The sequence below is a fragment of the Woronichinia naegeliana WA131 genome (genome assembly GCA_025370055.1).
Lineage (GTDB): Bacteria > Cyanobacteriota > Cyanobacteriia > Cyanobacteriales > Microcystaceae > Woronichinia > Woronichinia naegeliana.
In genome coordinates this window covers 107,706-127,793 of the sequence record CP073041.1, presented here as the reverse complement: position 1 = coordinate 127,793, position 20,088 = coordinate 107,706, and the positions used below count along the sequence as shown (strand labels likewise).

Sequence of the window (20,088 nt, the reverse complement as noted above, 5' to 3'; positions counted from 1 at the left end):
TAGAGGAGTTGATGGGGATAAAAGTAGGACATAGCAGTTTACATCGCTTGGTAGAACGGACAGAACTGCCCTTAGCTCAAGCTCAGTCAGAGAGTGCGGGGGTCAGTATAGATGGGGGAAAGATTTGTCTGCGGGGCGAGGAGAAGGAAGGGGGACAGTGGCGAGATTATAAACTGGTGAGTCTTCATGGCAATGTCTGTGAAGCCTTTTTCCAAGACCCAGAGGGCTTAAAGAATTGGAGCAATGTTCAACCTTTGTCTCCAATAGTGACCTTTTTGGGAGATGGTCATCCCGGAATCTGGAATGCGGTAGAGAGTTTCGCCACTCAATCGTGGCTGATACGACGAGAGGTGTTGGATTGGTATCATCTCAAGGAGAATCTGTTCAAAGTGGGTGGCTCTCTCAAACGGCTAGAAGCAGTGGAGCATTTACTGTGGCGGGGTTTTGTGAACAAGGCAATAGATGCGTTTGATGGAGTCAAAAGCAAGAGGGCAAAGAATTTTCAAGCCTATTTGACGAAGCATTATCAGCGTATCCCTGATTACCAATACTATCAACAGCTTGGTATTGTGATTGGTTCTGGTGATGTGGAGTCTAAGATTAAACAGGTGGGAGCTAGGGTTAAATTGTCGGGAGCACGTTGGCATCTTCATAATGTTTCTCGTATTCTTCGGCTACGATGTGCTTATCTCAATCACTCTCCTCTTTTGAGTGTCAATGTATTATCTTAAGTGGGATGCACCCTATCCACACTCACTTCCTCGACAGCTTCTCTTACCTCTAATGGTTTCTCCATCAGGGCTTCAATTATTTCATCTTTTTGATGACTATCAATTACTTCTATTAATTCTCCTTTTTCTAGGTCTCCTACCACTGTTACAAAATTCTTATGACCTTTTCGTTTCGATATTTCATCTATTCCTACTTTTTTTATCCCTTGCCAATCTTTTTTTTTCTTTTCACATTGACGTTGATAAATTCCATGAACTTTATCCCAAGATAGGGCTTCTTCTCGGCTTACTTGTTCCACACTGCTCACATTTACTCGATTATACACATATTCTTCATACCGCACTGTATATTTTCTACGTGCTTCCATAAATTCTAGGTTTTCTGTAAAAAACCTTTGACATTTTTTACAATAAAACTTACGACGAGGGACTTGTAGGTACACCGTTTGACCAGAAATGGGCAAATCCCTTATGAGTAGATTGTTGGTATGATGTAATTCATCGGTTAATCTTCCACAGTAATTACATTTGACTTCTTCCTCTTGACAACTCAGTATCAAAAAAGCCTCTGTTCCTTCTTGAATAACATTTCTTATTTTTACCTTTGGCAAATCTACCAGATTTTCTAGAAAAAATAACATTGATGCCATCTCATATAGGGTATCTTATTATACATTTTTCAACGTCAATCCAGAAGAGCCACCTGACAGAGGAGGAATTACAAAAACTAGAATTGGTGTTAAAGCAATCAAATCGTTTACGAAAAGCCTATGAGTATAAAGAATCATTTCGAGAGATATATGAAAAAGTAAAGGACAAGGAGGAAGGACGTTTAAAATTCACAGAATGGCTAGAGAATGCTAAAAGCATTTATACAGATGTAATTAGCACAATTCGGAGTCATTTAGACTCTATTTGTAATTAGGGCTTGCTGAAAAAAGCTGAAACCTTTACGGAGAAAAATAGTAGGCGAATTAAGAACCGCTAGAATGCACGAAAATAGGGTAGAATGCCTCAAAACCATTGCATTAAGAAGAGAGAAAGCAGATGTACCGAAAGCAACAGTACTCAATTGAAACACCAGAAAACTTGAAAAATCTGTTCGGCGGGCAGTTAGACGAAGAAAATCGTTGGATAGAAATGTCAAAAATGATTCCCTGGGAAGAATATGAGGAAGAATATGCAAAAAACTTCACAGAAAAAAAAGGAGCCCCAGCCAAATCATTTAGAATGGCATTAGGAGCATTAATTATCAAAGAAATTTCAGGAAACTGGAGAGTGCGAAGTTCTCTGTCAGACATTTTGACAAAATGCCTAAAAGCCTTGCATTGAAAGCCTTTCAGCGATTGTGAGTCTGGAAGAGGGGTGAAGGACGTTGGGGGCTGAAACCCTAGTAAACTCGTTGATTTTCCTAGAACTTCGCACTGTCCAGTCAGGAAAAAGTGACAGAGAAACAGTAGAACAAATAAAAGAGAACTCTTATTTACAGTACTTTATAGGAATGGAAAGCTATAGTAGCAAAGAAGCATTTAATGCGTCAATGATGGTTCATTTTCGTAAAAAAATAGGAATGGAATTAATAAATAAAATTAATAAACTGGACAGTGGGAAGTTTATGGATGGCAGAGAAGGTAATGACTATGCGGCCAAAGTAAGTCTATCAGGACTTGGAAAAGGGTCAAGTTTAGCGGCAAGGAATTTAGGCAAAAGCAGACTAGGTGGACTTTGAGGAAAAATCATTGGGGCTTGATGTTGGATGGCTAGTTGAGCAATGCGTTCACTAGGATAGCCATGGGAGGGTAGAGTCCGAAACCAGCGAGGGAAATTAGCCCAAATCCCCTGGGGTAACTCTAAGGAAAGAATTTGAAGTAAGCCGAGAACAATGACATGAAGATTAACAAAACGCTCAAAGGCTTCTACTTTGTTTAAAATCTGAGTCTGAACAGTTTGGGGATAGTCAGGGAGGATAAGATTGCTAGGCCAGGTCGGTAAAGTAGGAAGAGCCTTAAGCCAAAAACGATAGGCAAAGCCGCCCAAAAGATGGATTAATTGACGAAAAGTGACTTCAATCTTAAATCGGAGACCGTAAGCGGCAATAATCTCAGGTCCAGTCAAACAGAGGTCAGTAGAAAGCAGAATCAGTCTTTGTCCGTTGGGCAATTGGGTGAGGACAAACTTAACGAGCTGATGGGGACTATCCCAGTGGAACTCAAAGCACTGATAAGAAACGGAGACTTGTTGACCATAGAGCCAGACTTTAGCGGTGGGAAAATCCTCCACAAGAGCAAACAGGCTTTCTAGTTTTATTGAACTCCCCCAAAGCCGTGGTCGTCCTTTCCCCCTCAAGGTCGGAACGGAAGAAAAGGGAGCATATGCCACTGTAGAGCAACGCACTCGGGTGATGAGATGCAAGGCATTTTGGCGAAAACTTTTGAGCACTGCTCCACAAGCGAAGTAAGCATCCAAAATCACATAGCTTCCCGCCTCTGCGTAGGTAGTGCAAAGCTCCCCCATTTTCGTGACTAGAGTAGTCTTCTCTTTTTTGCTGCCTTTTTTCCCTTCCTTTGCCGTTGCTTTGGACTTGATGCCATCGTCTAGCCGCAACACTAAGGGCAAGGCAAAGCAGGCTTTTCCTGCTCCCACCAAAACACTCAAGGCATTGAAGTAATGCCCCCTTATCCATTCTGGCTTCGCCACATTTCCGGATTCTTGGTGTAGTCGTTTTACCCCTGGCATCTTGCGCCCTTCTTTCCCCACTTTGATTCCATCCCCCACATACACTCGTTTTTCCTTGATTCGATATAGATTTTCATGCTGACTTACCCACTTCGACCATCCCAAGGTCAGTCCTTTGACGTTAAATGCCTTGGATTCAAACCAATGTAGTGCCTGATGGTAGTAGCTCTCTGTTAACCCTAAGGCATTGACATAGCTTGTTATTGCGCTCGGTTGGCTGTTGAGCACTACTCCCCAGGCTAATAGGATAAACCATTGGTACGTTGCTTCTCGGCTAAAGGCGGGACGGAGATTCTCTAGGATTTGCTCTAGTCGCTGACATAGTTGCATAATTGATAGATAGCACTGGCTATCGATTTTCTATATCAGCCAGTTTCGGACATAACGGCACTCTTGGGTATCGCATGTCCGATTTTCTTTTCTCACTTACCCTGCTCGAGAACTTCCCACTGTCCAGTTAATAAAGAAATAGAAAAAAAGCGACGGGTGTAGCGTCAGAAAAAAAAGAAAATGAAGGAAAGTTATTGTTAGATGCGACTTGTACACCAGCAGATATAAAATATCCAACGGATATAGGAATATTGGCTCTACCGAACTTATGAGGTAAAACTAGATTATAAAACTTCAATAAAGTTCATGGGAAGTTTCTAAGTACAGGACAAAAAATGTAGGGAGTCGAGAAAAAGAGAAAAATTGGGTAGAGAAGGATTAAGAACAAGATGACGAAGATGGTCAAAACCAAGACGAAAAAGACTCTGCGCTAGGCGACCATGTTTCTTGAGGGGAATGGGATGAAGATGATGAATTGCTAGACCAGTTTTGAGAGACCAAGCCAAAGCTAAAGTCAGTAAAGCCAAAAGCTTACGAAGACGCTTGGGGTCAGTAAAGTGAGTAGATTCCAAGCAAAAGCCACGAGTCTTAAAGATGCCAAAAAGGGTTTCAATGCCCCAACGCAGGGCATAATCGTGAATAAGACCTTGGGAATCGGGATGTCCAATGACGATGAGTAGAGAATTATCAGGCAAGCGAAGAGCCTCTACAGAAACAGGATATCCCCAAACCCGACAACTCCCTTGAAGACGTTGAGATTCACTCTTTTGCAAGATGGGCAAAAATGACTTTGGCGGCCAAAAGCTTGCCATTGTGCTCAATCTTGTCCGTAGCCCGAATTCTCAGACAGAAAGCCAGTAGCGGTTCGAGCAGAAGATAGCGAAGCCAAGCCTGACCAATAAACTCACGGTCGCCACATAAACAACGAATCAGGGCGGTGGGAAAAATCTTGAGCATCTCCTCGATAAAACGCATTCGTTCATCACTGTTAGAATTGCCCTTTTTCTTGCTAAGCATCCACCACAAGATGGGAATGGCTACTCCTTCATGGACAATGCCGACAGTGAGGATATTATAACCATGACTGCCAAACTCCCAGGTTGTGCGGTCAATACTTAATACCCAAGGTTGAGGGATATCCAGCCAACTGACTACAATACGGGCAATGTGATGGTAATCCAGCTCAAATCCTGAGAAAAAGCGTTGTAAGCGTTTGTAATGAGAATCCACCAATGCCCGACCTTCAAAACCCAGGGCCAATTCTTTAAGGTTAACCGTTTTCACTTTGAGGAGGGCGAGTAAGAACAAGGCTAGGAAGGAGAGTCTGGCACCATGCCATCCCAAATGGGGTTTTAGGGCTTGTTTCAATGCGTTATATTGGTTCATGGGTTTTCTTACATTACGTTCATCTTCCATGAAACCCCTTTCTCGTATACTTTTCAAGCCTTTTGTCCTGTACTTAGGGGAAGTTTATGCTATAATTGCTGTAATCCTTTCTCAGAAATGGTTTTAAAGCATAATATAAAGTTTTGGATTTTCTCCAAAAGCATTTTATTGCCTTTCAGTTATCATTGTATTTTAATAAAGTTAACCTATGCCTTCTAATAGTGAATTAAGCCTTTTAACTAAATGTTTAGACTTAGATGATGTAAAAGTCATCAATTTTGGATTCATACCTGAGTTCGGTCTAGTCATTTCAGTGGAGAATAAATGTCCAATAGTAGAATGCCCTAAATGTTAAAGCAAAACGGGTAGAGTAAATAGAAATGATAGCCAGTTGATTAGAGATTTACCGATGATGGGTAAAATGGTTCATTTAAATATTAATCGTCGTCAAATGAGATGTCAAAAGTGCGGTCATAAATTTGTCGAAGAATTAAGCTATGTGAAGAAAAACAGAAAATTTACCAATAGAATGGTAGAGAAGATTATCAAAGAAGTCATCAATAGTGACATAAAAAATACAGCGCTCAATAATGAAGTGAGTGAGCAAGAAATTCAAACAATGCTAAAAGACAAAGGAGAAGAACTAAAAAAGGGGAAGCCAGTAGGGCTGAAAAAGTTAGGGATAGATGAAATAGCGTTAGAAAAAGGTAAGCAGAATTATTGTGCAGTATTAGTAAATATAGAAACGGGGGAGCTGTTGGCACTGGTATCGTCTAGCTAGAAGCTACAAACGTTGCAATACGAGAGGTTCAAGAAATCAGGCGAATTTGGAGTAAGTCCTCCCAAGTTAACCCTTTTTCAATTATACCGAGAGCTACAGCAGGAACTTCTCTAGTCGTAAAATGGCTGCGAACAAAGTTATGAACCATCCAGAAAATATCTAGGACTCGCTGTAATCCCACAACAGATTTAGCATAAGTATTTGTACGACGACGAAAGGCGGCTAAATAGCGTCGGATAGCACTATTAAATGCCTCAACGTGGTTGGCATGGATGTCCTTTTCTCTGGTTTTTCTGTTGTCTCTGGATGTTCTGGTTTCGGAGTTTCTACTTTCTTTAGTTTACCCTCAGAATCTCGACGTTTACTACTCTTATTTTTTAGTCTTACCACAAGACCCTTCGGTAATACTTTGGTGGGACGACCTCGCTTTCCAGTCCTTAATACTTCGTGACAAATATTAAATAGCAGTTGACTATATCGCTTTTCTCCATCTGTAAATAACTGGAGAGATTCTGCACTCCTTTCAAATAATTCCGCTACCGTCATCATTGCTTCTAGAAATAATTTCTGCTCTTTTCGACCACATTTTAAATGCCAAATAAAGCGGCTAGCCCTGTCCATGAGGACGATTGTCCACCCCTCAGAGGCACTTGCTTCTTTATTTTTTCCAACTTTTGTGTATAGTTCATCCCCTTCTATTACTAATTTAACAAATTCATTCACTAAGGCGTATAAAAATAATGTCTCTTGTAATCCTGATAATTTCTTTTCCCAATTCAATATTGTTGTTTTCGCGTAGCCGAATACTCGGGCTGCTGCATTTAATCCTATTCCTTCCATTCTGGCTTTTAATACTTTTACAATTTCACTTAATGGGGTTTCTAAGCCAGCGATTACGCTACCATAAGTCTCAGCAAAACAAGAACTACATTCTTGACAAATGAACATTTTACGTTCCCCGTTACCTTTCGTTTGATAATGAGAATGTATTTTTACTTTTTCACTATAGCAATGAGGACAGTTTTTCTTGAATAAGGCATCCTCTTTCTCTTGGCACAAGCCAACATCATTCAGGATTTCCATAGAGCTTTTCTTTAATATTGACATTGTTTTCTGTTTCCTTCTTCTTTGATATAATGACAATAATAATAGTATAATAAAAACGGGCCGATGTCTAGTCTTAAACTATTTTTCTATTTTCTCAAAGCCTTACACCATAACTTTTTCCAACTTTGATCAGACGATACCAGTTCCGAGCTGTTAGGGATATTAGAAAAGCGAAACAAGGAAGAATTGATAAAATACATGAAAGAATGGGGGGAAGAAGTGCTTTTAGGTATTGAGGAGGTAAGCATAGATATGTGGAGACCCTATCAAAAAGTGGCGGAAGAAATGATGCCAGAAGCGGAGGTAGTGGTGGATAGATTTCATGTAATGAAGCAGATTAATGAGGAGTTAGATAAAGCGAGAAGAAGTGCGAAAAGAGAAATGGAATTAAGGATCAAAAAAGCAAAAAACAAAAAGAAGAAACAGGAATTAAAAAGCCAGTTAGAAATACTTAAAAATAGCAAATATGTCTTACTGAAAAATCGGGAAGACTTGGAAGAAGAAGAGGTGAAAAAAATGGATGATATCCTAAAAAATTATGAGGAGCTGGGGAGTACGTATCGCCTAAAAGAAAAGCTAAGACAGATATTTAACACCTGTGAAAACTGGGCGGATGGTTTATTAAGAATAACCAACTGGATGCGAAAAGCGATATACTATTTACCGAAGAGTTGTGGGGTAATAAGAAGATGGTTAGGGGAGATAGTGGCTTATTTTGATAATAGAACAACTCAAGGGGTTGTAGAAGGAATAAATAATAAGCTAAAGGTAATTAAGAGACGCAGTTATGGGTTTAGAAACTTCGACAACTTTGTGCTACGATGTGAGCTAAGTTTTGCTTCTGTTTCTTAATTTTACCTAGCAACTCTGGTAGAACCGGAATATTGAATGATGCAAGAAAAAAAACAGAAAAAATAATAGATAAGCGATATGAAGAAATAAAAGAGAAAAGGAAAGAAAAGCCGAGGACTTATAGGGAAGTGGCAAGAAAAGAGTACTTAGCCATAGCAAAAAAACGTCGTGTGTCAAAAAAAGAAAGAAGAAAAGGAACAAAAAAACAACTAGGATATATAAAAAGAAACTTGTCTCATATAGAAAAAATGATAGAAGAGGGAGCAAAGTTAGAAAAACTAACGAAAAAAGAGCAAGAAGAGCTTGTAACGATAGGAAAAGTGTATGAGCAACAGTTAGAAATGTATGAAAAAAAGACAAATAAAGTAGAAAACAGAATCGTGAGTGTAAGCCAACCTCACGTGCGTCCAATAGTGCGTGGAAAAGCGGGAAAAGCAGTAGAGTTTGGAGCTAAAATATCGGCAAGTAATGTGAATGGCTTTGTCTTCTTAGACAAATTAAGTTGGGATAATTACAACGAATCGGGAGATTTACAAGCGCGAATAGAAGAATATAAAAGGGAAACAGGATGTTATCCGGAATCGGTTCATGTGGATAAAATCTATCGAACAAAAGCGAATCGAGCTTATTGTAAAGAAAGGGATATAAGAATGAGTGGTCCCCGATTGGGAAGACCGCCGAAAGAGGTGAGCAAAGAAAAAAAGAAAGAGGCACGCTCAGATGAAAGAGTGCGTAATGCCATTGAGGGTAAATTCGGACAGGGAAAGAGGAAATTTAGTCTTGGTCAAGTGATGGCCAAACTACCTGAGACCTCGGAAACGGTAATTGCGGTGAACTTTTTGGTAATGAATCTTTCTATACTTGGCACGGTCATGGATTGAGATTTTCGCCCCCTGAATCCCCCAATGCTGGGGGACTTTGAAACCGATAAATAGGGCTTGCTGAAAAAGTCAAAAAACGAAAGAAATGTGGGTTAGGGAAGTATGGACTGAAAAAGCATAGATAACTTATCCTTATGGAAACAAATCAAAATACAGATTTTGTTTAATCTATTGTTCCTTTCTGTCTAAAAAGGTCAACACAAATCACTCCTCACAAAAGAGAGGAAAATTAACACCATTTTTCACAAGAAAAACGACTCTACAACTTTTTACTTTTTGTCTTCTGAAGTAGAGTAGAAAGATTCATTACCAAAAAGTTCATCGCAATTACCGTTTCCGAGGTCTCAGGTAGTTTGGCCATCACTCGACCAAGACTAAATTTCCTCTTTCCCTGTCCGAATTTACCCTCAATGGCATTACGCACTCTTTCATCTGAGCGTGCCTCTTTCTTTTTTTCTTTGCTCACCTCTTTCGGCGGTCTTCCCAATCGGGGACCACTCATTCTTATATCCCTTTCTTTACAATAAGCTCGATTCGCTTTTGTTCGATAGATTTTATCCACATGAACCGATTCCGGATAACATCCTGTTTCCCTTTTATATTCTTCTATTCGCGCTTGTAAATCTCCCGATTCGTTGTAATTATCCCAACTTAATTTGTCTAAGAAGACAAAGCCATTCACATTACTTGCCGATATTTTAGCTCCAAACTCTACTGCTTTTCCCGCTTTTCCACGCACTATTGGACGCACGTGAGGTTGGCTTACACTCACGATTCTGTTTTCTACTTTATTTGTCTTTTTTTCATACATTTCTAACTGTTGCTCATACACTTTTCCTATCGTTACAAGCTCTTCTTGCTCTTTTTTCGTTAGTTTTTCTAACTTTGCTCCCTCTTCTATCATTTTTTCTATATGAGACAAGTTTCTTTTTATATATCCTAGTTGTTTTTTTGTTCCTTTTCTTCTTTCTTTTTTTGACACACGACGTTTTTTTGCTATGGCTAAGTACTCTTTTCTTGCCACTTCCCTATAAGTCCTCGGCTTTTCTTTCCTTTTCTCTTTTATTTCTTCATACAGCTTATCTATTATTTTTTCTGTTTTTTCTCTGGCATCATTCAATATTCCTATATCCGTTGGATATTTTATATCTGCTGGTGTACAAGTCGCATCTAACAATAACTTTCCTTCATTTTCTTTTTTTTCTGACGCTACACCCGTCGCTTTTTTTTCTATTTCTTTATTAATTTTATTTATTTATTAATTCCATTCCTATTTTTTTACGAAAATGAACCATCATTGACGCATTAAATGCTTCTTTGCTACTATAGCTTTCCATTCCTATAAAGTACTGTAAATAAGGGTTCTCTTTTATTTGTTCTACTGTTTCTCTGTCACTTTTTCCTGAAATTTCTTTGATAATTAATGCTCCTAATGCCATTCTAAATGATTTGGCTGGGGCTCCTTTTTTTTCTGTGAAGTTTTTTGCATATTCTTCCTCATATTCTTCCCAGGGAATCATTTTTGACATTTCTATCCAACGATTTTCTTCGTCTAACTGCCCGCCGAACAGATTTTTCAAGTTTTCTGGTGTTTCAATTGAGTACTGTTGCTTTCGGTACATCTGCTTTCTCTCTTCTTAATGCAATGGTTTTGAGGCATTCTACCCTATTTTCGTGCATTCTAGCGGTTCTTAATTCGCCTACTATTTTTCTCCGTAAAGGTTTCAGCTTTTTTCAGCAAGCCCTAAATAGAGAATGGTTCCCCCAAAACTTGGGGGGCTAGGGGGGCTGAACTAAAAAACGCAAATTATCACCGTGCGAGGTATACTCTACTTCAGAAAACAAAAAGTAAAAAGTTGTAGAGTCGTTTTTCTTGTGAAAAATGGTGTTAATTTTCCTCTCTTTTGTGAGGAGTGATTTGTGTTGACCTTTTTAGACAGAAAGGAACAATATATTAAACAAAATCTGTATTTTGATTTGTTTCCATAAGGATAAGTTATCTATGCTTTTTCAGTCCATACTTCCCTAACCCACATTTCTTTCGTTTTTTGACTTTTTCAGCAAGCCCTAATTACTTTTTAAGTCGAACAACGAATGGGGCGATGGAAGGAATTAATAATCGTCTGAAGCTAATTAAGCGTCAAGCTTATGGATTTGTTAACTTTGATAATATGCGAAGTCGCTTTTTAGCTTGCTTTTCGTGATAAGTTTTGATTATAACTCTTTATTCAGGAGAGCCGCTTATCAAAGAACTTAATCCAGTCATCACTGGCTGGTGCAACTACTATCAATAGACATCTCCAAAAACTGGAAAGCCTAGTCTAGCAAGCAGTGTAGCTAAATCTAGACTCAGTAGACTTCTTGGTACATAGACGAGTTTACAGGGCTTTCAGACCTCCAAATTCAATTCTGGCAAAAAACAATGACTCATCTTTACCTCAATTACCTGCCCTGATTCGCTACATTTTATAATGCTTAATATCAGCGCATTTATCCTTAGTCTCACCAATCCACATACTGTTGAGATTAATGACTTATATCTTCCCTTTCTTAGTCTAAATTTTTCTTGCATCACTTTGAATACTTTGAGCAATCGAATCATATGTTCAACCACTACTCGTCGAGACGATAACCAACTATTTCTTTCTTTTTCTTCTTTGCTTAATTCTCGCCCCTTTGGTTTCTTTTTTGGTGTTGTTAATTGGAATTCTCCCTCGTAGGCTTTATCACCTAGAAAGCCTTGTTCTTGATGGAATTTAGCCAATCTTTGACGTAATATTTGTACATCGCTCTTTGAACCTATTTCTCCTATCACAACATCCACAATCTCCTTGATTTTTGGGCAAATGATTATTTGGCTTTTTGAGGTATGCCTTTTTTGTTTACCTGAGTAGTATGGTTTTTGTGCCTCCTGCCCTAAAGGTCTTTCTACTGGTTGTTCTGTCGCATCCACTATTAGTTCATGTTGGATTAGCTCCTCTTTAACTTTTTCTATTTCTTCTGGCAACTTTTTTAGTTGTTCAAATAGACTTGCTGGTAAATTTTCTCCGAATAGTGACTGCCAATAATTGAATATATTATGGGCAGACGATTCACTTATTTCAAACATTATTCCTAGTAGCTGAAAGGTCGGATAATGCCTTAAGTAAACTAGCATTAAAACTATTTGCTCCTCCTCTGATAATTTCGGTTTATTTCCACCACCTGCTTTAATCAGTGTGGTTTTGCTTTCTTCAAATTCTTTTTTAAGTAATTTGCCATAGGTTATAAGCTCTAATAATTTTGTGTACTCTATTCCTAACAACCTCTTTGTTTCTTGAGGCTGTTTTTGAATATAAGCCCACATACAGATGTATTCAGGCATAGTTACTCCTGTCTAAATTTCTATGATTATAGCATATTTGTCGATTTTATAGTATTATGGAGATGTCTAATGGGTATGTTCCAAGGTCATCTTTGGAAAACTTGACCACATGATATGGATAAAGCTATGGGCTTGGTGTAAAAGGAGACATTCCAACAAGAACACAAAATGGATTAAAAACAAATACTTCAAGCGATTGACCTTTGCCGTAAGAGGAAAAATTGTTAGTCGAGAATGGCAGTTGTCAGAAGATGACAACATCTTGTTCAAACACTCGGACACACAAGTCAAAACTGGCTCGTATGTTAAAGTGAAAAGCACAAAGAGTCCATTCGACGGTGATTTGAAGTATTGGGGAACAAGGGGCAAACAGTTACCGGGAGTTCCCTCCAAACTTGTGAAACTTTTGAAGAAGCAAAAAGGTAAATGTGCTTATTGTGGACAACTATTCATAGGGGACGACCTCATAAAATTAGACCACATAATCCCTCAATCTCTTGGGGGCAGCCATAAGACCGAAAACCGACAAGCATTACACAAACATTGCCATGACAACAAAACGAGATATGACAGGTCTAATGACCCTCGGAAATCGTCTAGTACCTATGAAAAAGGACAAATACGAGAGGAGCGGAATGAGGTGAAAGTCTCACGTTCCGTTCTGAAGACGAACGGTTTTCGCAAGGAAAGCGTTTAGTTTAACCTAAATCGTTGTAACCGTCCAAAGGGTTAACAAAAATTAAGGATCACAGAGGAGAATATAAGGTAGGTTGGAAAGCATGATTGAAGAAATTGAGCTAGGCGGGATAAAAGTCCCATTGAGAGACTTAGAAATAACACCAGAGAGCATCAAGCAGGTGTTGAAGATTTTGCTGAAAGAAAAGAAACAAAACAAAGAATAGAAGAGCTAGAAGAGAGACTAAACAAGAACTCGAAAAACTCATCAATGCCGCCATCGAAGAATGGATTTGGAGTCAACGCGGACAAAAAAGGGAAAGCGAAGAGAAAGCCATTAAAGCTGACAGTGGCAAGAGGAAAGACAGAGCGGAAGCTGTACGCAGTGGAAGAATGCGAGACAGTACAGGAAGAAAAGCCAAGTAAATGCAGCAAATGTGGGTATGAACTAAAAGGAGAAGACCCCCACCCCCAGGGTAATCGCATCTTATTTGTTACAAAAAATACAGACAAAAAGAGAGAAATATAGTGTAAAAAAGAAGCAGTCATCTAAGAGAAGAAAAGGCTATTATTTAAAAAAAGTAAGGGGTGCATCCCACTTAAGATAATACATTGACACTCAAAAGAGGAGAGTGATTGAGATAAGCACATCGTAGCCGAAGAATACGAGAAACATTATGAAGATGCCAACGTGCTCCCGACAATTTAACCCTAGCTCCCACCTGTTTAATCTTAGACTCCACATCACCAGAACCAATCACAATACCAAGCTGTTGATAGTATTGGTAATCAGGGATACGCTGATAATGCTTCGTCAAATAGGCTTGAAAATTCTTTGCCCTCTTGCTTTTGACTCCATCAAACGCATCTATTGCCTTGTTCACAAAACCCCGCCACAGTAAATGCTCCACTGCTTCTAGCCGTTTGAGAGAGCCACCCACTTTGAACAGATTCTCCTTGAGATGATACCAATCCAACACCTCTCGTCGTATCAGCCACGATTGAGTGGCGAAACTCTCTACCGCATTCCAGATTGCGGGATGACCATCTCCCAAAAAGGTCACTATTGGGGACAAAGGTTGAACATTGCTCCAATTCTTTAAGCCCTCTGGGTCTTGGAAAAAGGCTTCACAGACATTGCCATGAAGACTCACCAGTTTATAATCTCGCCACTGTCCCCCTTCCTTCTCCTCGCCCCGCAGACAAATCTTTCCCCCATCTATACTGACCCCCGCACTCTCTGACTGAGCTTGAGCTAAGGGCAGTTCTGTCCGTTCTACCAAGCGATGTAAACTGCTATGTCCTACTTTTATCCCCATCAACTCCTCTATATCTTCTTCTGCTTGTTGGTAGGATGTTTTCGCACTGGCTCTTAGACAGCATTTCTCTAAACCTGGACTTAAGACGATTTTTGGCGACACCTTTAGTTTTCTGGCTTGTTTTTGGCTTATTTCCACTGGGTGCGACCTTTAGTTGATGAAGGAAAAGAAAAGTGTTAACATGAGATGAAAAGTGACAAAGAGGAAACAATGATGACAGCAAAACTAATTAATGTAGAGGGTTCAAAGATAAAAATAGAACTAACATTAGAACTCAGTCGTTCAATGTTGGATACAGAAATAAATATTCAAAAAGGCTTAAACGAAGTAGGTTGCATCGCCAGCAAAGAAGCCTTGAAATATTTAGATACAGATGGTTCACCCTTAAAAATCGGTGAAGAAATCTGGAAGAGTAAGGGAGAGCAACCGAAAGAATATCAAACACCTTATGGTGAGGTTATAGTGAATCGTCATGTATATCAGCGTTCACCTTTGAGGAAAAACGTATTGCCCCTTAGAAAGAGAAGCAAGGATAATCATAACATCAACGCCATTATTGGCAAAACAGGTATCCTCAAAAATGTCAGGGATGGCAGGCAAAGAGGTGAAAAATGATTTATTAGAAAATCATGGTAGAAAAGTAGCGCTATCCTATATCCAAAGATTGAGTGAAGCAGTAGGAAGTGTGGTACAGGCAAAAGAAGAAGCGTGGAGTTATGCCCCGCCCAAGGAGGATAGCCAAATTGCAACAGTGGGAATAGGATTAGATGGAACCTGTATGCTGATGTGTGAGGATGGCTACCGTGAAGCAATGGTGGGAACCGTTTCCCTATACGATAGTGAAGGCGAACGTCAACCTACAATCTATCTAGGTGCGGCACCAGAGTATGGAAAAAAGAGTTTTCTAGAAAGATTAGAAAGAGAAATTGAGCGAGCGAAAAACCGTTATCCAGAGGCAACATTGGTCGGGATAGCAGACGGGGCAGAATCAAATTGGAAGTTTTTAGAAAAGCAAACGGAAGAACAGATATTAGATTTCTATCATGCCTCTGGTTACTTAGGTGCCTTGGCAGAAGCGTTGCATCCGAATACCGTGTCAAAACAAAAAGAATGGTTGACTGAAAATTGTCGAGAACTCAAGCATGAAAAAGGAAAAGCAGGAGAACTGCTAAATCTGATGAAAGAAGTCAAAGAAGAAAAAAGTCATTCTAAGAATCTTACCGAGAAACTACAAGCGGCGATTACTTATTACGAGAATCATCAGCATCAAATGGATTATGCTGAATACTTAGAGAAAAAGTATCCGATTGGTTCAGGTGTTACGGAAGCAGCTTGTAAGACGTTGGTCAAACAACGATTATGTTGTTCAGGGATGCGATGGAAGGAAAAAGGAGCAGGAATTATTTTGAGCCTACGAGCTTTGGTATTGACCAAGGAACGATGGAGTCAATTTTGGGCAAAACTTGATCAATATGGGTTCCCTGTAGAACCCTGATTACAACAGCTTTTATCAACTAAAGGTCGCACCCTTTCCACTTCTCCGACTAGGGTTTTGATTTTTCGCTTGTTTCCAGACCGTTTTTTTCCCCCTTCTGAAAAAAAAACTCCCCCATTGTTGGCCCCACAATTTCTAACATCTGGGTTCTGACTTCTACTTCGATGCTTCCAAAGTCCTTCTGTTTCTCTGGTTCCGTATATTTGCGCAGGATACGGGCTGATTCGGTGAGATGCTGTTTTAACAGTGCTTTTTCTTCTGGGGGAATCGGTAACATACTTTTTTCGCTCATCAGTTTTTTTCCATTTTACCCCAGATTCTATGTACTACTTTATCCGGGATGTACCCTATTAAATTTACCAGTAATGGTGGCATTAGTGTTAAGTATAGTGTATCGTCAAATAGCGGGTATAAGTGAAGCGGTAAGACTGTTAGAGGAAGAGGGATTGCTATGGGTAGCATCATTAAAAGTAAGCAAACAGGCAGTATCAAAAAGAATGATGAATGTGCCAGCCGAAATATTTGCAATATTACTAAAAGAAGTGTTAGAAAAAGCAGCCGAAAAAGGGAAGAAGCTCCAAGTAGGAGAAAAATGGGAAAAAATAAGAGAAAAGTTTAGTGCAGTGTGGATAGCAGATGGCTCAACGCTAGAGCAGATAAGGAAAAATATGAAAATAAGTAAAGAAGAAAAGAGTAAATTGGGGGGTAAAATAATGATGGTAGTGGAAGCCTTTACCCAAAGACCCGTTACTTTATGGTACACAGAAAATGATAAATCAAATGATAAAATATGGTGTGAAGAATTGGCAGCTAAATTACCAGAAAATGGTTTAATTCTCGTAGATATGGGATTTTTTAGCTTTGTGTGGTTTGATTTGTTAACAGAAGCTAAAAAGTTTTTTCTAACCAGATTTAGAGCGGGTACATCTTACAAAACCAAACAAGTATTGTCTCAAGGTAGTCATTACAGAGATGAGATTATCATTATGGGAAATTACCGTTCTAATCCTTGCAAGCATCCGGTGAGATTAGTCTCAGTATTATGGGGAACAATCTGGTATCAGTATTTAACAAATGTGTTGTCTCCCGAACAACTGTCCGCCGAAGAGGTCTGTGATTTATATCGAAGACGATGGACAATCGAAGAAGCCTTTTTATTAACGAAAAGACTTTTAGGACTAGCCTATTTATGGGTAGGGAATAAGAATGGTGTCCAAATCCAGATTATTTGCACTTTGATTTTCTATACGGTCTTAAATCAATTGGTAGGGGAAGTGGCGATTGCTCTAAATCAACCGAAAGAAAAAATCTCAGTAGAGATGGTGTTTCGGAGTCTATACTATGTAGCGAAGGCTATTGCTAGAGGAGAAAAGCCTGATACAGTAACCTATCTGGCTGAACGTGCTAAGTTATTTGGTTTGGTCAAAGCTGAGAGAAAGCGACATCGAGAAAAGGCCGCTCTCAATCAACAAATTTGGGAACCCATTCCTTTAAGTTGACACGGATGGCACGCCATGCGCCCCTACCACAGTAATTGGCGATCGCGTTTATCCAATTAAAATAAAATAATTTGTAGGGACATAACAGTACTATGTCCTTTTTCATTAATATAAAATAGGCGCGAAAATAAAGGGTTTAACAGTCTCGTAAATTTTGCTAAGATTTACCCTAACTAGTATGACTTAAATTAAGATTCATGTGGACTGAGATTGCCGCTCAAATTAGCCAAGTCACCGGAAAAACCTTTCGGATTGAACAACGTCATTCTGTCGGTGGTGGTTGTATTAATCAAGGTTATCGGCTCCAGGCTGAGGGACAAAGTTATTTTATTAAGCTCAACCAGGCTGATCAATTAACCATGTTTGAGTCAGAAGCGATCGCCTTACAACAGATGGCAGCGACTCGGACAATTCAAGTTCCTGAACCCATTTGTTGGGGAGTGAATGAGCGGCATAGTTATCTGGTGTTAAGTTGGCTTAATTTGGGTAAAGGTAATGCTACAAGTTGGCGATCCCTGGGTCGTCAATTGGCCAGAATGCACAGTCAGGGTCAAAATCAGCGTTTTGGCTGGGAGCGAAACAATACCATTGGTTCTACGCCCCAAATAAATACCTGGTCTGAGAATTGGGCTGATTTTTTTGCGGAACATCGCATTGGCTATCAATTAAAGTTAGCGCAACGTCGCGGTGGCCATTTTCCAGACACCATTAAAGTGGTGACAAAAGTTCGGGATTTATTAGGCAATAGACAGCCTCAACCGGCCCTAGTGCATGGTGATCTTTGGTCTGGCAATGCGGCCATTCTAGAGAGTGGAGAACCGGTAATTTTTGACCCCGCCACTTACTACGGCGATCGCGAAGTAGATTTAGCCATGACTGAATTATTTGGAGGTTTTCCGACAGCCTTTTATCAAGGTTATACAGAAGTTTCTCCCTTAGCAGAAGGCTATCAACAGCGTAAAATTCTCTACAATCTTTATCATATTCTTAATCATTTTAATTTATTTGGTGGTAGTTACGCAGCCCAAGCCAATCAGATGATTAACCAGCTTTTTAATAGATAGGGCTTGCTGAATAAGTATGAAAGCCTTGCTAGAAAATACTTTCAGCCATTTTGGAAACGATCAGGTGCAAGGTTATGACATTTGGAAGCTCAAAATCCATGTACTTTGCTGGAAAAATGTGAGGTAAAACTGGAAACTGATCTCTGAAGTCACCATTTTTCGCGCCCTGTGGCATCTAGGTTCGTTTTGTGGACTTTTTCAGCAGACCCTACCTAAAATAAAAGAGCTAAAAGAACAAGAGGCACTGGTATCGTCTAGCTAGAAGCTACAAACGTTGCAATACAAGAGGTTCAAGAAATCAGGCGAATTTGGAGTAAGTCCTCCCAAGTTAACCCTTTTTCAATTATACCGAGAGCTACAGCAGGAACTTTTCTCGTAGTAAAATGGCTACGAACAAAGTTATGAACCATCCAGAAAATATCTAGGACTCGCTGTAATCCCACAACAGATTTAGCATAAGTATTTGTACGACGACGAAAGGCAGATAAATAGCGTCGGATAGCACTATTAAATGCCTCAACGTGGTTGGCATGGACGTCCTTTTCTTCTGGTTTTTCTGTTGTCTCTGGATGTTCTGGTTTCGGAGTTTCTACTTTCTTTAGTTTACCCTCAGAATCTCGACGTTTACTACTCTTATTTTTTAGTCTTACCACCATACCCTTCGGTAATACTTTGGTGGGACGACCTCGCTTTCCAGTCCTTAATACTTCGTGACAAATATCAAATAGCAGTTGACTATATCGCTTTTCTCCATCTGTAAATAACTGGAGAGATTCTGCACTCCTTTCAAATAATTCCGCTACCGTCATCATTGCTTCTAGAAATAATTTCTGCTCTTTTCGACCACATTTTAAATGCCAAATAAAGCGGCTAGCCCTGTCCATGAGAACGATTGTCCACCCCTCAGAGGCACTTGCTTCTTTATTTTTTCCAACTTTTGTGTATAGTTCATCCCCTTCTATTACTAATTTAACAAATTCATTCACTAAGGCGTATAAAAATAATGTCTCTTGTAATCCTGATAATTTCTTTTCCCAATTCAATATTGTTGTTTTCGCGTAGCCGAATACTCGGGCTGCTGCATTCAATCCTATTCCTTCCATTCTGGCTTTTAATACTTTTACAATTTCACTTAATGGGGTTTCTAAGCCAGCGATTACGCTACCATAAGTCTCAGCAAAACAAGAACTACATTCTTGACAAATGAACATTTTACGTTCCCCGTTACCTTTCGTTTGATAATGAGAATGTATTTTTACGTTTTCACTATAGCAATGAGGACAGTTTTTCTTGAATAAGGCATCCTCTTTCTCTTGGCACAAGCCAACATCATTTAGGACTTCCATAGAGCTTTTCTTTAATATTGACATTGTTTTCTGTTTCCTTCTTCTTTGATATAATGACAATAATAATAGTATAATAAAAACGGGCCGATGTCTAGTCTTAAACTATTTTTCTATTTTCTCAAAGCTTTACACCATAACTTTTTCCAACTTTGATCAGACGATACCAGTTCCGAGTAATGCTCAAAAATTATCCCAATCTGTTCGTAGTCATTGGTTGATAGAAAACTCTTTACATTGGGTTCTAGACTTGGCCTTCAATGAGGATGCTTGTCGCATTCGTAAGGATTTTGCTCCTGAGAATTTAGCCGTCTTACGCCATATCGCTCTTAACTTGCTCACAAAGGAAAATACTCTGAAACTTGGTATCAAGAATAAACGGCTACGCGCTGGTTGGGACGAGGACTATCTCCTTAAGGTTTTACTCGGATAAGATGCGTTTGCCCTGCTCTTTTTTCGTTTTCTCTAAGCTTTACGCTATAACCCTTTGCGGATTTACTCAGACGATATCAGTGCTAAGTTGTG

Annotated in this window: 14 protein-coding genes and 8 pseudogenes; 12 read left to right on the top strand and 10 right to left on the bottom strand. The window is 39.4% G+C overall.

Annotated elements, in window-relative coordinates:
• Window positions 1-11 precede the first annotated feature (11 nt).
• Window positions 12-731 carry a hypothetical protein gene (locus KA717_00615; GenBank protein UXE61547.1) on the top strand — a complete coding sequence of 240 codons (720 nt, stop codon included), beginning with the start codon at window positions 12-14 and terminating at the stop codon, window positions 729-731.
• On the opposite strand, the gene KA717_00610 is transcribed toward KA717_00615, so the two are convergent.
• A complete protein-coding gene (locus tag KA717_00610) occupies window positions 728-1,372 on the bottom strand; it encodes a transposase family protein (protein ID UXE61546.1) in 645 nt (214 codons plus the stop codon). The genes KA717_00615 and KA717_00610 overlap by 4 nt on opposite strands.
• A gap of 95 nt (window positions 1,373-1,467) precedes the next feature.
• Between KA717_00610 and KA717_00605 the strand changes: the two genes are divergently transcribed.
• From KA717_00605 to KA717_00595, 3 genes and pseudogenes are all read left to right on the top strand, one after another.
• Window positions 1,468-1,656, top strand: a complete 189-nt coding sequence (locus tag KA717_00605; protein UXE64931.1) for a transposase — start codon at window positions 1,468-1,470, stop codon at window positions 1,654-1,656.
• Window positions 1,657-1,778: 122 nt separating this feature from the next.
• A pseudogene (locus KA717_00600) lies at window positions 1,779-1,991 on the top strand (IS5/IS1182 family transposase).
• Window positions 1,992-2,160: 169 nt separating this feature from the next.
• Window positions 2,161-2,328, top strand: a pseudogene (locus KA717_00595) (transposase).
• 41 nt (window positions 2,329-2,369) lie between these two features.
• Here the strand turns inward: KA717_00595 and KA717_00590 are convergent.
• Both KA717_00590 and KA717_00585 read right to left on the bottom strand, forming a co-directional pair.
• Entirely contained in the window at window positions 2,370-3,797 is a 1,428-nt protein-coding gene (locus tag KA717_00590) for a transposase (protein UXE61545.1), read from the bottom strand.
• Window positions 3,798-4,114: 317 nt separating this feature from the next.
• Window positions 4,115-5,183, bottom strand: a pseudogene (locus KA717_00585) (IS4 family transposase).
• Window positions 5,184-5,574: 391 nt separating this feature from the next.
• On the opposite strand from KA717_00585, the gene KA717_00580 reads away from it, so the two are divergent.
• Window positions 5,575-5,964 (top strand): transposase family protein, encoded by a 390-nt coding sequence (locus tag KA717_00580; protein UXE61544.1) that lies wholly within the window; start codon window positions 5,575-5,577, stop codon window positions 5,962-5,964.
• Between the two features lie 28 nt (window positions 5,965-5,992).
• Here the strand turns inward: KA717_00580 and KA717_00575 are convergent, their stop codons facing one another.
• Window positions 5,993-6,145: a hypothetical protein gene (locus KA717_00575; protein UXE61543.1), complete on the bottom strand. Its 153-nt coding sequence runs from the start codon at window positions 6,143-6,145 to the stop codon at window positions 5,993-5,995.
• Window positions 6,146-6,186: 41 nt separating this feature from the next.
• Window positions 6,187-7,071 carry an IS1 family transposase gene (locus KA717_00570; GenBank protein ID UXE61542.1) on the bottom strand — a complete coding sequence of 295 codons (885 nt, stop codon included), beginning with the start codon at window positions 7,069-7,071 and terminating at the stop codon, window positions 6,187-6,189.
• Between the two features lie 198 nt (window positions 7,072-7,269).
• On the opposite strand from KA717_00570, the gene KA717_00565 reads away from it, so the two are divergent.
• Together KA717_00565 and KA717_00560 are read left to right on the top strand one after the other, a co-directional pair.
• Entirely contained in the window at window positions 7,270-7,923 is a 654-nt protein-coding gene (locus KA717_00565) for a transposase (protein ID UXE61541.1), read from the top strand.
• 26 nt (window positions 7,924-7,949) lie between these two features.
• Window positions 7,950-8,786, top strand: a pseudogene (locus tag KA717_00560) (transposase).
• Window positions 8,787-9,084: 298 nt separating this feature from the next.
• On the opposite strand, the pseudogene KA717_00555 reads toward KA717_00560, so the two are convergent.
• A pseudogene (locus KA717_00555) lies at window positions 9,085-10,426 on the bottom strand (IS5 family transposase).
• A 450-nt stretch (window positions 10,427-10,876) separates the two neighbouring features.
• Here KA717_00555 and KA717_00550 point away from each other — a divergent pair.
• Window positions 10,877-11,008 (top strand): annotated as a pseudogene (locus KA717_00550) (transposase).
• A 185-nt stretch (window positions 11,009-11,193) separates the two neighbouring features.
• On the opposite strand, the gene KA717_00545 reads toward KA717_00550, so the two are convergent.
• Window positions 11,194-12,150 (bottom strand): transposase, encoded by a 957-nt coding sequence (locus tag KA717_00545; GenBank protein UXE61540.1) that lies wholly within the window; start codon window positions 12,148-12,150, stop codon window positions 11,194-11,196.
• 1,292 nt (window positions 12,151-13,442) lie between these two features.
• On the bottom strand, window positions 13,443-14,300 hold the full coding sequence (locus tag KA717_00540) for an ISKra4 family transposase (protein ID UXE61539.1): 858 nt from the start codon (window positions 14,298-14,300) through the stop codon (window positions 13,443-13,445).
• 75 nt (window positions 14,301-14,375) lie between these two features.
• Between KA717_00540 and KA717_00535 the strand changes: the two are divergent.
• Window positions 14,376-15,657: pseudogene (locus KA717_00535) on the top strand (ISKra4 family transposase).
• 49 nt (window positions 15,658-15,706) lie between these two features.
• Here the strand turns inward: KA717_00535 and KA717_00530 are convergent.
• Window positions 15,707-15,949 (bottom strand): hypothetical protein, encoded by a 243-nt coding sequence (locus KA717_00530; protein ID UXE61538.1) that lies wholly within the window; start codon window positions 15,947-15,949, stop codon window positions 15,707-15,709.
• A gap of 73 nt (window positions 15,950-16,022) precedes the next feature.
• Here KA717_00530 and KA717_00525 point away from each other — a divergent pair, with 73 nt between their 5' ends.
• Together KA717_00525 and KA717_00520 are read left to right on the top strand one after the other, a co-directional pair.
• The gene (locus tag KA717_00525) at window positions 16,023-17,156 is read left to right on the top strand and encodes an IS4 family transposase (GenBank protein UXE61537.1); all 1,134 of its coding nucleotides are present in this window, start codon (window positions 16,023-16,025) and stop codon (window positions 17,154-17,156) included.
• 197 nt (window positions 17,157-17,353) lie between these two features.
• Window positions 17,354-18,220 carry a fructosamine kinase family protein gene (locus KA717_00520; GenBank protein ID UXE61536.1) on the top strand — a complete coding sequence of 289 codons (867 nt, stop codon included), beginning with the start codon at window positions 17,354-17,356 and terminating at the stop codon, window positions 18,218-18,220.
• Between the two features lie 290 nt (window positions 18,221-18,510).
• On the opposite strand, the gene KA717_00515 is transcribed toward KA717_00520, so the two are convergent.
• Complete coding sequence (locus KA717_00515; protein UXE61535.1) at window positions 18,511-19,590, bottom strand: IS1 family transposase; 1,080 nt, start codon at window positions 19,588-19,590, stop codon at window positions 18,511-18,513.
• A 151-nt stretch (window positions 19,591-19,741) separates the two neighbouring features.
• Between KA717_00515 and KA717_00510 the strand changes: the two are divergent.
• Window positions 19,742-19,996 (top strand): annotated as a pseudogene (locus KA717_00510) (ISAs1 family transposase).
• The last annotated feature ends 92 nt before the right edge of the window (window positions 19,997-20,088 follow it).

Coding starts and splice junctions, on each gene's coding strand:
- KA717_00545 (UXE61540.1), bottom strand. CDS start 12,150: ATGTGGGCTTATATTCAAAAACAGCCTCAAGAAACAAAGAGGTTGTTA.
- KA717_00610 (UXE61546.1), bottom strand. CDS start 1,372: ATGTTATTTTTTCTAGAAAATCTGGTAGATTTGCCAAAGGTAAAAATA.
- KA717_00565 (UXE61541.1), top strand. CDS start 7,270: ATGAAAGAATGGGGGGAAGAAGTGCTTTTAGGTATTGAGGAGGTAAGC.
- KA717_00515 (UXE61535.1), bottom strand. CDS start 19,590: ATGTCAATATTAAAGAAAAGCTCTATGGAAGTCCTAAATGATGTTGGC.
- KA717_00525 (UXE61537.1), top strand. CDS start 16,023: ATGGTGGCATTAGTGTTAAGTATAGTGTATCGTCAAATAGCGGGTATA.
- KA717_00530 (UXE61538.1), bottom strand. CDS start 15,949: ATGAGCGAAAAAAGTATGTTACCGATTCCCCCAGAAGAAAAAGCACTG.
- KA717_00590 (UXE61545.1), bottom strand. CDS start 3,797: ATGCAACTATGTCAGCGACTAGAGCAAATCCTAGAGAATCTCCGTCCC.
- KA717_00520 (UXE61536.1), top strand. CDS start 17,354: ATGTGGACTGAGATTGCCGCTCAAATTAGCCAAGTCACCGGAAAAACC.
- KA717_00615 (UXE61547.1), top strand. CDS start 12: ATGGGGATAAAAGTAGGACATAGCAGTTTACATCGCTTGGTAGAACGG.
- KA717_00570 (UXE61542.1), bottom strand. CDS start 7,071: ATGTCAATATTAAAGAAAAGCTCTATGGAAATCCTGAATGATGTTGGC.